8 protein-coding genes and 1 pseudogene are annotated in these 11402 nt (G+C 73.1%); 2 read left to right on the top strand and 7 right to left on the bottom strand.

All coding sequences use genetic code 11. The features are described from left to right. Positions 1 to 1114, bottom strand: a pseudogene (locus tag C1I97_RS05325) (phosphodiesterase); the annotation flags it as partial. Between the two features lie 374 nt (positions 1115 to 1488). Then, positions 1489 to 2439: a 2-hydroxyacid dehydrogenase gene (locus C1I97_RS05320; protein ID WP_111002062.1), complete on the bottom strand. Its 951-nt coding sequence runs from the start codon at positions 2437 to 2439 to the stop codon at positions 1489 to 1491. Between the two features lie 78 nt (positions 2440 to 2517). Here C1I97_RS05320 and C1I97_RS05315 point away from each other — a divergent pair, with 78 nt between their 5' ends. Together C1I97_RS05315 and C1I97_RS05310 are read left to right on the top strand one after the other, a co-directional pair. Beyond that, complete coding sequence (locus C1I97_RS05315; protein ID WP_111002061.1) at positions 2518 to 3525, top strand: aldo/keto reductase; 1008 nt, start codon at positions 2518 to 2520, stop codon at positions 3523 to 3525. 83 nt (positions 3526 to 3608) lie between these two features. Continuing rightward, entirely contained in the window at positions 3609 to 4805 is a 1197-nt protein-coding gene (locus tag C1I97_RS05310; RefSeq protein WP_111002060.1) for a PQQ-dependent sugar dehydrogenase, read from the top strand. Positions 4806 to 4815: 10 nt separating this feature from the next. On the opposite strand, the gene C1I97_RS05305 is transcribed toward C1I97_RS05310, so the two are convergent. From C1I97_RS05305 to C1I97_RS05285, 5 genes are all read right to left on the bottom strand, one after another. Further along, entirely contained in the window at positions 4816 to 5010 is a 195-nt protein-coding gene (locus C1I97_RS05305; RefSeq protein ID WP_111002059.1) for a DUF6191 domain-containing protein, read from the bottom strand. Positions 5011 to 5032: 22 nt separating this feature from the next. Next, a complete protein-coding gene (locus C1I97_RS05300) occupies positions 5033 to 8116 on the bottom strand; it encodes a helix-turn-helix transcriptional regulator (protein ID WP_181446577.1) in 3084 nt (1027 codons plus the stop codon). Between the two features lie 53 nt (positions 8117 to 8169). Continuing rightward, positions 8170 to 8355, bottom strand: a complete 186-nt coding sequence (locus C1I97_RS05295; RefSeq protein ID WP_111002057.1) for a hypothetical protein — start codon at positions 8353 to 8355, stop codon at positions 8170 to 8172. Positions 8356 to 8583: 228 nt separating this feature from the next. Continuing rightward, entirely contained in the window at positions 8584 to 9150 is a 567-nt protein-coding gene (locus C1I97_RS05290; protein ID WP_111002056.1) for a GNAT family N-acetyltransferase, read from the bottom strand. Next, positions 9128 to 11365 (bottom strand): MMPL family transporter, encoded by a 2238-nt coding sequence (locus C1I97_RS05285; RefSeq protein WP_111002055.1) that lies wholly within the window; start codon positions 11363 to 11365, stop codon positions 9128 to 9130. The genes C1I97_RS05290 and C1I97_RS05285 overlap by 23 nt, the downstream gene beginning before the upstream one ends. Between the last annotated feature and the right edge of the window lie 37 nt (positions 11366 to 11402).

Genomic DNA, 11402 nt, shown 5'->3' with positions numbered 1-11402 from the left:
GCCACACACGCGCGGCCGGGGGTTGGTCGGGCACGCCCCCGTGCGCCACGCGGTTGTGCCCGTCGGTGCGCCCGTGCGCGTCGGCCACGCGTGTGTGGCCGTCGGCGGCGTACTGGTTCGCCTCGTGCGGGTCCGCGTGATGCCGGTCCGCGTCGTGTTGATCCGCGTCGTGTTGATCCGCTTGATCCGCGTGGTGTCGCTCCACGTCGTCGTACCGGTGCGCGTCGTCGTGCCGGTGCGTCGCGTGTCGCTCGGCGGTCGTCCGTCCGGGGCGGGGCGCGGCCCAGGGGGCGTACGCCAGGAGCAGTGAGCCGGCGAACCAGCCGGCGTCGAGCAACTGCCCGGAGCGGTAGCTGTGGTGCAGCAGCGGTGAGGTGAACAGGGCGTCGCACAGCACGGTCAGGGCGAGCCCGCCGATCGCGGTGTTCACGGCGGTGCGGTTGACCGCGGAGCGCCGGAAGTGCAGTGCGAGCACCATGCTGACCAGGACGATGTCCAGCAGCGGGTACGCCAGCGAGAGCGCGGTGTGCGCGACGCTCGGACCCTCGAACCTGGCCGCCTGGGCCAGCGCGATGCTCCACGACAGCGTGAGCAGCGAGCCCCCGATCAGCCAGGCGTCCAGCGCCAGGCACACCCACCCGGTCTTGTTCACCGGCCGTTTGGCGAGCACCAGCAGGCCGACGATCGCGGGCGGCGCGAAGCACAGGAAGAACAGGTCGGCGTAGCTGGGGCTGGGCACGTCCTGGTGGAGGACGACCTCGTACCACCCCCAGACCGCGTTGCCCAGGGCCGCCATCGCCGAGGAGAGGGCGAACAGCAGCCAGGCGGTTCGAAACCGGACGCGGCGGCTGCGCGCGTACAGGGCGCAGGAGACGGCGGCCGTGCCGGCCGCGGCACTCAGCCCGAAGTCACCCATGACCAGCGCGACCTCGTTCGAACCCCAGCCGCACGCGGAGCCGACGGCGTATCCCGCGCACATCAGCGCCACCAGGAGTTGCGGAGCCAGTCCTGTACGGCCGGCGGCGGCCGACGGCCGGGGCAGCGGCGCCCCCGGCGAAGACGGAGTCCGCAGTGCGCCGTTGAGCGCGGCCAGGGCGGGCGGTGGTGGGCTCACCGGAGCCTCCTGGTCCGCACCGCCGGGTCCCTGGGGTCCCGGTGCGCCGGGTACGCGTGCCTCCGGCGGCCGCCGGGCCTGCGGTGGTGGTGATGGCTGCTGTGCCGGCCGCGTCTGTGCGCGGCCGTGCGCCAGGGCCATGGGTGGCGGCCCCGCCGCGTCGGATCGTTCGTCCATAGGCCGTGCATCGCCCGTCGCCCCCCTCGCAGTCTGAAATGTCCGTCCCCGGCGCCGAACGGTGCGCGGCGCAGCCCCTGTCGGGACGATACACCAGTCTCGTCACTCAGGGACATAGTTCCTCTACGCTCAGTGACAATCGCAGGGACGCGGGAACGCACCGCGTCCGGAGGGTCGCGGACGGTACCCGAAGCGGACTACGCGCTTGCCGCACCCGTCGTCAGAATCACGTTGGCGAGCGGCTCCTGGTTCACGAAACGGCGCAACTGATCCGTCAGAAGCCGTTTGGCGCGCGGCAGGAAGGCGGACGTGGGGCCGCCGACGTGGGGGCTGATCAGCACGCCCGGCGCGTGCCACAGGGGATGCCCCGGGGGCAGCGGCTCGGGGTCGGTGACGTCGAGGGCGGCGGTGAGACGGCCGCTGTCCAGCTCGGTGAGCAGCGCCTTGGTGTCGACGACGGGTCCGCGCGCGACGTTCACCAGCAGTGCGCCGTCCTTCATCCGGGCGAGGAAGTCGGCGTTCACCAGCCCGCGCGTGGCCTCTGTCAAGGGCGTGGACAGGACGACGACGTCGGCTTCCGGGAGCAGGGAGGGCAGATCGGTGAACGGATGCACCGGACCGCGCGCCGTGGTGCGCTTGGAGCGCGCCACGCGCGCCACCCGCGCGAGCTCGAAGGGCGTGAGCCTGTCCTCGATGGCGGCGCCGATGGAGCCGTAGCCGACGATGAGCACGTTCTTGTCGGCGAGGGCGGGATGGAAACCTCCCTGCCACTCGCCCCGGTCCTGGGCCCGTACGAAGCCGGGGATGCCGCGCAGCGAGGCCAGGACGAGCGCCAGGGCGAGCTCTGCCGTGCTCGCCTCGTGCACTCCGCGCGCGTTGCACAGCCGCACGCCCGGGGGCAGGTGCCGCAGGCCCGGCTCCACGTGGTCGGTGCCGGCGGACAGCGTCTGCACGACCCGCAGGGAGCTCATGTGCGGCATCGGGCGTACACCGATGTCGCTGGGCTTCATGTACGGCACGACGTAGAAGGCGCAGTCGGCGGGGTCCGCGGGGAACTCCTCGGCGCCGTCCCAGAAGCGGTAGGCGGGCCCCTGCGGAAGCCCCTCGATCTCGTCCGGCGGGATGGGCAGCCATACGTCAGCAGTCATGGTCAGGAGGCTATGCCAGGGACGGGAGGAGGCAGAGGTTAGGTTGGTGGGCCCCGAGAGAGGGAGGGTTACGGCCAAGTGGAGCGCAGGACGATCGGCGCGGCGGCACTCGCGGTGGGAGCCGTAGGACTGGGGTGCATGCCGATGAGCTGGGCGTACAGCGCGTCGCGGCAGCGGGGGGCGGAGTCGCTCAGGGCCGTGCACCGGGCGCTGGATCTGGGCTCGACGCTCCTGGACACGGCCGACATGTACGGCCCGTTCACCAACGAGCTGCTGGTGGGGCGGGCGTTGAAGGAGCGGCGGTCCGAGGCCTTCGTCTCGACGAAGGTCGGTCTGCTGGTGGGTGAGCAGCACATCGTGGCCAACGGCCGTCCCGGCTATGTGAAGCGGGCCTGCGACGCCTCGCTCCGGCGGCTGCAGACGGACGTGATCGACCTCTACCAGCTGCACCGCGCCGACCCCGAGGTCCCGGTCGAGGAGACCTGGGGGGCGATGGCGGAGCTGGTGCGGGCCGGGAAGGTGCGGGCGCTGGGGCTGTGCGCGGTGGGCGCGCGCGGCGGGCGCGGCGGGCGCCGGTCCGGGGCGCGGCTGCACGACGGAACGATCCGCCAGCTGGAGCGGGTGCAGCAGGTCTTCCCGGTGAGCGCGGTGCAGGCCGAGCTGTCGGTGTGGTCGCCGGAGGCGCTGGAGTCGCTGCTGCCGTGGTGCGAGACGCGCGGGGTCGGCTTCCTGGCCGCGATGCCCCTCGGCAACGGCTTCCTGACCGGCACGCTCGTCCCCGGCGAGGGTTTCGAACCGGACGACGTACGCGCCCGTCACCCCCGTTTCACCGCCGAGATGATGGCCGCCAACCAGCCGATCGTGGCCGGCCTGCGGCGAACGGCCGGGCGCCACGGCGAGCACGTCACCCCCGCGCAGGTGGCCCTGGCGTGGGTACTGGCCCAGGGACGCCACGTGATCCCGGTACCGGGCACCAAGCGGGAACGCTGGGTGACGGAGAACGCGGGCGCGGCGGCGCTGCGCCTGACGCCGCCGGACCTGGCGGAGCTGGGCCGGCTGCCGGCGGCCCGGGGGTCGTGGGACTGAGGGCGCGCGGCGGCGGACGCGGGCGCCGGGTTCGGCGGGCGTCGGTTCCGGGTGTTCGGGAACCTGGGAGGCGCGGGCGGTGTATGACAGGTAGGACCCGCCGCGTCGAAGGGACGAAGATCGTGCAACGTCGAGTGGTGACGGGCGTACTGGCCGCCGCCCTGCTGTTGACGGCCGGATGCTCCTCCGGGGGCTCACCGGTCGGCGGGGACACCGTGGCGCCCGACCGTACGCCAGCGACGTCCTCGCCCTCCGGGCAGGCGCCCGGGGAGAGCGCTCCGCCGGCCAAGGGCTCGGTGAAGGTGCTGCGTACGGTCGCGGAGGGGCTGAACTCTCCGTGGGGGCTGGCCCCGGTTCCCGGTGGTGGTCTGCTCGTCTCCTCGCGCGACAAGGCGACGATCACGCGCGTGGACGAGAAGACGGGGAAGAAGACCGAGCTGGGCACGGTGCCCGGGGTGGCGCCGGAGGGCGAGGGCGGCCTGCTGGGCATCGCGCTCTCCCCCGGCTTCGCCTCCGACCACATGATCTACGCCTACTTCACCTCGGCCTCGGACAACCGCGTCGTCCGGATGCTGTACGACGCCAGGAAGCCGGCCGGACAGCAGCTGGGCGCCCCCGACACGATCTTCAAGGGGATCCCCAAGGGGGTCATCCACAACGGCGGCCGGATCGCCTTCGGCCCCGACCGGATGCTGTACGTGGGCACGGGCGAGACCGGCGACCGGGGGCTGGCCCAGGACAGGAAGTCCCTGGGCGGCAAGATCCTGCGGCTGACCCCGGAGGGCGAGCCGGCCCCGGGCAACCCGTTCCCCGGCTCCCCGGTGTACTCCTACGGCCACCGCAATGTGCAGGGTCTGGCCTGGGACGGCAAGCAGCGCCTGTTCGCCTCGGAGTTCGGCCAGGACACCTGGGACGAGCTGAACGCGATCAAGCCGGGCGACAACTACGGCTGGCCGGACGCGGAGGGCAGGTCCGGCGACCCGAAGTTCCACAACCCCGTCGCCGAGTGGCACACGGACGTGGCCTCCCCCAGCGGCATCGCCTACGCCGAGGGCTCCATCTGGATGGCCGGTCTGAGGGGGCAGCGTCTGTGGCGCGTCCCGCTGAAGGGCACGGAGGCCTCCGCGGCGCCCCAGGCGTTCCTGACCGGCGAGTTCGGCCGCCTGCGCACGGTGGTCCCGGCGGGCGGCGGCAAACTCTGGCTGACCACCAGCAACACGGACGGCCGCGGCACCCCGAAGAAGGGCGACGACCGCATCCTGGAACTGGAGGTGAGGTAGGCCCCGTCCCTCACCCCTCGCCGGCCCCGCCCTCCTCCGAGGAGGCCCCGGGCGGCCGTATGACCACCTTCCCGGACTCGAGGTCGATCGGCCCCCGTCCGGGGTCGTTGTCCCCCACGTCCTCCCGCGTCAGCTCCAGCCGCTTCTTCTCGTCCCGGGTGTGCTTGCGTCCGGGCGCGAACAGTTCCTCGAAGACGTTGAACATCGCACTCTCCTTGTGGACCGTGTCATCGCGCCACCAGCCGGTCCCCGGCCCCCGGCGGGAACAGCCCCAGCCGGTGGGCCACCGCCGCTGCTTCTCCGCGGCCCGAGACGCCCAGTTTGGCGAGGATGTTGGAGACGTGGACGCTGGCCGTCTTGGGGGAGATGAAGAGTTCCTCGGCTATCTGGCGGTTGGTGCGGCCGGCCGAGACCAGGCGCAGGACGTCGCGTTCACGGCTGGTCAGGCCCAGGGACTCGGCGGGGTCGGCGGAGGCGAGGGGCTGCTGCGGGGCACGGGTCAGGGTGAGGCGGGCACGGCGGGCGAGCAGCGTGACGGAGTCGGCGAGCGGGCGGGCGCTCAGGTGCTCGGCGACAGCGTGGGCCAGACGCAGCAGTTCGGTGGCGCGGTCCCGCTGGTCCTCGCCGGCCGCGAGCAGCGCCTCGGCCAGGCGGCAGCGGACGCGGGCGAGGTCGTAGGGGCGCTCCAGCACCTCGAAGGCGGCGACGGTCTCCGCCCAGTCCTCCGGCCGGCCGTGGCCCTCGGCGCGCAGCAGTTCGGCGCGCACCCAGCGTTCGTACGCCTGCCAGACGGGCACGTTGGTGGCGAGCGACTTGGCGGCCCGGCGGATGCGTTCGAGGGTCTCGGGGCGTCCCGGGCCGGCGGCGGGCAGTCCGGCCGCCCCGGTCTCCACGGTGGCGGCGGTCAGCAGCAGGGGCCAGCCGTGGCGCTGGGTGCCGGGCGGGAAGCCGTCCTCCAGGACGCGCTGGAGTTCGGCGCGGGCGTCCAGCAGGCGGCCCTCGCCCGCGGCGACCCCGATCGCGATGCGGGACAGCGGCAGGGAGTGCTGGGGGGCGAAGTCGTGGGTGCCGAAGTACTCGCAGGCGTAGGCCAGTTGGGTAGACGCTACGACGAGGTCGCCGCGTTCGAGGGCGAGTTCGGCGCGGATCCGAGCATGGAAACCGCGGGGTTTGGCGCTCCGGTCCACGCGCTGCGACCGGGACGCGGCCTCGGCGGCCTCCTCCCAGCGGCCCAGGGTGAACAGCGACTCGGCGAGGTTGCCCCACACCCAGGCCTCGCTGTCCAGCAGGCCGAAGCGTTGGGTGTAGGCGATCCCCTCCTCCATGAGCGGCACGGCCTCGCGGGAGCGGCCGACGGACTCCAGTTCGGAGGGCAGGTTGATGAAGGAGCGGCCGGCGACGGCGGCGATGCCGTTCTCGACCGTGCGCCTGTTGACCTCGTACATTTCGGCGAGGCCCGCCTCGACGTCGCCGGCCTGGACCATGAGGCCGCCCAGGGTGAGCCGCGCGGTCATCTCGATCTCGCAGGCGCCGACCATGCGCGCGTACTCCACGGCCCGTTCGGCGGCCGAGAGGGCGTCGGGGCCCGGTGCCTGCACCATGGACCAGTTGGCGACGTTGGCCAGCACCTCCGCGTGCACTTCGGACGGCGGCAGCCCGCGCACCAGCTCCTGCGCGGTGCCCAGTTCCTCCCAACCGTCGCCGTGGCCCTTCGCCTGGACCAGCTTGGCGCGCTGAATCCAGAACCAGGCGGCTCTGAGAGGGTCGTTCTCGTCCTCCAGGAGGCGCAGCGCCCGCTTGGTGATCTTCATGGCGCGGTCCCGTTCCCCGCAGAGGCGACCCGCGACGGAGGCCTCGGCCATGACGTCGAGGTAGGTCAGCGGGGTGGTCGCCGGGTCACAGTCGCAGGGAGCGTAGACCTGGGAGTAGTCGGCGAGCCGCAGCCGGGCCCGGATATCCTCGGGTGCGGCGTCCCACAGTTCCATCGCCCGCTCCAGCAGCCCCAGCTGCTCGCTGTAGGCGTGCCGGGCGCGGGCCGCGACGGAGGCGTCGAGGACGGCGGGCAGGGCCTTGGCCGGGTCGTGGGCGTGGTACCAGTAGCTGGCCAGCCGCATGACGCGCTGGTCGGCGGGGACGAGGGTCGGGTCGGCCTCCAGGGCCTCGGCGTAGCGGCGGTTCAGGCGTGAGCGCTCGCCGGGCAGCAGGTCGTCGCTGACGGCCTCGCGGACCAGGGAGTGCCGGAAGCGGTAGCCGTCGCCGGTGCGTGCGGCGATCAGGATGTTGGCGTTCACCGCGTCCCGCAGCGCCTCGATGAGATCGTCCTCGGCGAGCCGGGCCACGGCGGCGAGCAGCCGGTGCTCGACGGTGGACCCGCCCTCGGCGGCGATCCGGGCGATCCGCTGGGCGGGCTCGGGAAGCGTCTCGACCCGGACGAGGAGCAGGTCGCGCAGGGATTCGCGGAGACCGGGACAACAGCGCTCGTGGACGGCGACGGCGAGTTCCTCGACGAAGAAGGCGTTGCCGTCGGAGCGTTCGAAGATCTCGTCGACCTGGGCGGGGTCCGGTTCGGCGGCCAGGATGCCGGCGACCTGGCGGCCCACTTCCTGGCGGGTGAACCGGGCGAGTTCGAGGCGGCGGACCGTGCGCAGCCGGTCGAGTTCGGCGAGCAGGGGCCGCAGCGGGTGACGGCGGTGGATGTCGTCGGAGCGGTAGGTGGCCAGGACCAGGAGGCGGCCGGTGCGCAGGGTGCGGAAGAGGTAGGCGAGCAGGTGCCGGGTGGAGGCGTCGGCCCAGTGCAGGTCCTCCAGGGCGAGGACGACGGCGTGGTCGGCGGCGACGCGCTCCAGCAGCCGGGCGGTGAGTTCGAAGAGGCGGGCCATGCCCTGCTCGTCGTACCGGCCCGTGCCCCGCGCGGCGGGCGGCTCGCCGAGTTCGGGCACCAGCCGGGCGAGTTCCTCCTCCTGCCCGGCGGCCGCGGCGGCGAACTCGTCGGGCAGTTCGCGGCGCAGGGCGCGCAGGGCGGTGGAGAAGGGGGCGAACGGCAGCCCGTCGGCGCCGATCTCCACGCAGCCGCCGAGCGCCACGACGGCGCCCCGGCGGGCGGCGGCGCCGGCGAACTCCTCCACCAGACGGGTCTTTCCGACACCCGCCTCACCGCCGAGCAGCAACGCCTGCGGCTCTCCCCCGGTGCTTGACGCCCGGGAGGTGCCCCCGCCGTCGGCACGGGAGAGCGCGTCGTGCAGCGTGCTCAACTCGTCGGCGCGGCCTACGAACACCGGACTGACGGATCTGGTCTCCACAACCCCGAGCATCGCATGCGGGTACGACAGCGCGGCACCGGTTTTCCCGGTCCGCGCCATCGCGTTCATGCCGCGTGGGTGAACCGGTGCCGACGGGGACCGTGGCTATGGGGCTCCGCCTCGGGGGTTCGCCGGGCGGCTGAGCGGCGGGTGGCGCGGCGGGCGCTCAGGGCCTCGCGGACCAGCCGGTCCTGCTCGGCGCGGCGGGCGAGTTCGGCGGAGCGCAGCTGGTGGAGCTCGAGGTGGAACATGGTGTCTCCCTGGTGAGGCGGTTTCGGCATCGCTTTTCGCGATGCCTCCACCTTCGTCTCCCAGGGGGGTCCGCCACATCGGGAGAGTTCCGCATCTTCCCGCCGCGCAGGCACCTTAGACGCGTGTGAGAAGCCTCAGACGCGTGTGAGGATCCTCAGACACGCGTGAGGAACCTCGGAAACGGCCGCAAGGCACCGTTGAGAGCCCGGTAAGGCACCTGGTGGCCGTTACCGGCCCTCACGCGCGCGTGCCTCGCGCCACTCGGGGGCGAGGACCGCCCACACCTCCGTGTCCTGGCGTACGCCCCGGTAGGGGAAGCTCTCGCGGAGCACGCCCTCGCGGGTCATGCCCAGCCGCCGCGCCACCTTGATGCTCGCCTCGTTGGCCGACGACGCGCGCCACTCCACGCGGTGCATGCCGCGCTCGTCGAACGCCCAGTCGACGAGCACCCGCGCCCCGCGCGTGACGAGTCCCCGTCCGGTACCGGCCGGCTCCAGCCAGCAGCCGATCTCGCAGGTGCCGGTCGCCGCGTCGAAGACGCGGAACAGCAGCCCGCCGACCAGCTTGCCCTCCAGCCACAGCCCGTGCAGGAAGCCGCTGTCGGTGGCGCGCTTGTCGGCGTACGCCTGCAGGATCGCGCGGGCGGAGTCGAGGTCGGTGGCGTTCGCCCCGAACGGGATGTGCCGGGTGATGAACGTCCGCCCCCGGTCCAGGTGAGCGAGGAACTCCGCGGCGTGCCAGGGCTCCAGCGGCCGCAGCTCGGCCCCGTCGTCACCCAGGGATATCGCGTACATCCTGCTGCGGCTCCTTCGCCAGTGCCTCCACGACGTCCGCGATCTTCTCATGGGCGGCGCGGCACTCGGGCGGCTCGATGCTGATCCGGGGCAGCACCCGGTCCAGCGACCGCGGCAGCCACCAGTTGGCGCGGCCGAGCATGTGCATCAGGGCGGGCACGAGCAGGGTGCGCAGCACGAAGGCGTCCAGGGCGACGGCGGCGGCGAGCGCGATGCCGAACATGGCGATCACCCGGTCGCCGCCGAGCACGAAGGCGAGGAAGACCGAGATCATGATGACCGCGGCGGAGTTGATCACCCGGCCGGTCTCGGCGAGGCCGACGCGGACGGCCCGCCGGTTGTCGCCGGTCTCCAGCCACTCCTCGTACATCCGGCTGACCAGGAAGACCTGGTAGTCCATGGACAGCCCGAAGAGCACCGAGACCATGATCACGGGGAGGAAGGGCTCGATGGGTCCGGCCCGGCCGAGGCCCAGGAACTCGCTGCCCCAGCCCCACTGGAAGATCGTGACGACGACCCCGAAGGCGGCGGCGACGGCGGCGATGTTCATCGCGGCGGCCTTCAGGGGGATGCCGATGGACCGGAAGGCGAGCAGCAGCAGTACGCAGCCGAGGCCGACGACCACGCCGACGAACAGCGGCAGTCTGCCGATGATCACCTGGGCGAAGTCGTCGTATCCGGCGGTGACCCCGCCGACCTGCAGGTCGAGCGAGGTGCCGGTCTGGGCGCGCGGCAGCACCTCGGTGCGCAGCCGGTCGACGAGCTCGCTGGTGCGCTGCGACTGGGGGGCGGAGTCGGGGACGACGGTCAGGTAGGCGGTGGTGCCGCCGGTGTTGTAGGTCGCCGGGGTCACCGCGGCGACGCCCTCGGTGGTGCGCAGGGTGGCGTCGAGGTTGTCGAGGGCGAGCTTGGCCTCGGCCCCGTCCACGCGGGTCACCAGCGTCAGCGGCCCGTTGACGCCGGGGCCGAAGCCCTCGGCTATGAGGTCGTACGCCTTGCGGGTGGTGGCCGTGCTGGGGTCGTTGCCCTGGTCGGAGGTGCCCAGGCGGAGGGAGAGCGTGGGCAGGGCGAGCACGGTGATCACGGCGAGGGCGACGGCGCCGAGCAGCTTGGGGTGGCGTTCGACGAAGGCCGACCAGCGGGCGGCGAACCCGGTGGGCAGCTCGGGTTCGGGACCGTGCTCGGCCAGCCGGCGCCGCTCGCGCCGGCTCAGGGCGCGCGGGCCGATGAAGGACAGCAGGGCGGGCAGCAGGGTCACCGAGGCCGCGACGGTCAGGATTACGGTCACCGAGGCGGCGACCGCCACGCCGTTGAGGAAGCCCAGCCGCAGGATCAGCATGCCGAGCAGGGCGATGCAAACGGTGGCACCCGCGAAGACGACGGCCCGTCCGGTGGTGGCGACGGCGTTCGTGGCCGCCTCGGGGACGCCGAGTCCGCGCTTCAGTCCGCGCCGGTGCCGGGTGACGATGAACAGCGCGTAGTCGATGCCGACGCCGAGCCCGATCAGCATGCCCAGCATGGGCGCGAAGTCGGCGACCGTCATGGCGTGGCCGAGGAGCTCGATGGCGGCGTGGGCGGTGCCGACGCTCACCAGGGCGGTGGCGAGGGGCAGCAGGGCGGCGGCGAGCGAGCCGAACGCGAGCAGGAGCACCGCCCCGGCCACGGCCACGCCGACGACCTCGGCGAGGTGCCCGCCGGGGGCCTTCGTGGCCCCGATCGCGCCGCCGCCGAGCTCCACCTGGAGCCCGTCGGTCTCGGCGGCCTTGGCGGCGGTGACCACGGCCTGCGCCTCGGGCTCGGTGATGTCCTGGGCCTCGCGGGTGAAGGTGACCGTGGCGTACGCGGTGCGTCCGTCGCGACTGATCCGGTCCGCCCCCTGGGCTCCCTGGCCCTTGTAGGGGCTGGTCACGGAGGCCACCTGGGGCAGGGCGGCGATCCGGTCCAGGGTGCGGGTCATCGTCTGCTCGACGTCGGCGGCGCGCACGGTGCCGGCCGTGGTGTGCCAGACGACGGTGTCGCTGTCGCCGCCGAGTCCGGGGAAGCCCTCCCGGAGCAGCTGGGTGGCGCGGCCCGACTCGGTGCCGGGGACCTCGTAGTCGTTGGAGTACGCCGAGCCCGTGACGGAGGCGGCCGTGGTGACCCCGCCGAGGGCGAGGATCCACAGCAGTACGACGACGAGGCGGTGCCGGACGCACCAACGCGCTAGGGCTGCCACGAACGTGCTCCCAAGGTGACTATGTGGATCTTTGACC

It is taken from the genome of Streptomyces sp. NTH33, from assembly GCF_003236365.1.
Classification (GTDB): domain Bacteria; phylum Actinomycetota; class Actinomycetes; order Streptomycetales; family Streptomycetaceae; genus Streptomyces.
Note: the sequence above shows the minus strand (reverse complement) of the source record. Positions and strands in the feature narration are given on the sequence as shown.

What these genes read in the sequence shown, in the direction of transcription:
- C1I97_RS05290 (WP_111002056.1), bottom strand. Translation starts at nt 9,150, where the DNA reads ATGTACGCGATATCCCTGGGTGACGACGGGGCCGAGCTGCGGCCGCTG.
- C1I97_RS05310 (WP_111002060.1), top strand. Translation starts at nt 3,609, where the DNA reads ATGACAGGTAGGACCCGCCGCGTCGAAGGGACGAAGATCGTGCAACGT.
- C1I97_RS05300 (WP_181446577.1), bottom strand. Translation starts at nt 8,116, where the DNA reads ATGCTCGGGGTTGTGGAGACCAGATCCGTCAGTCCGGTGTTCGTAGGC.
- C1I97_RS05320 (WP_111002062.1), bottom strand. Translation starts at nt 2,439, where the DNA reads ATGACTGCTGACGTATGGCTGCCCATCCCGCCGGACGAGATCGAGGGG.
- C1I97_RS05295 (WP_111002057.1), bottom strand. Translation starts at nt 8,355, where the DNA reads ATGTTCCACCTCGAGCTCCACCAGCTGCGCTCCGCCGAACTCGCCCGC.
- C1I97_RS05305 (WP_111002059.1), bottom strand. Translation starts at nt 5,010, where the DNA reads ATGTTCAACGTCTTCGAGGAACTGTTCGCGCCCGGACGCAAGCACACC.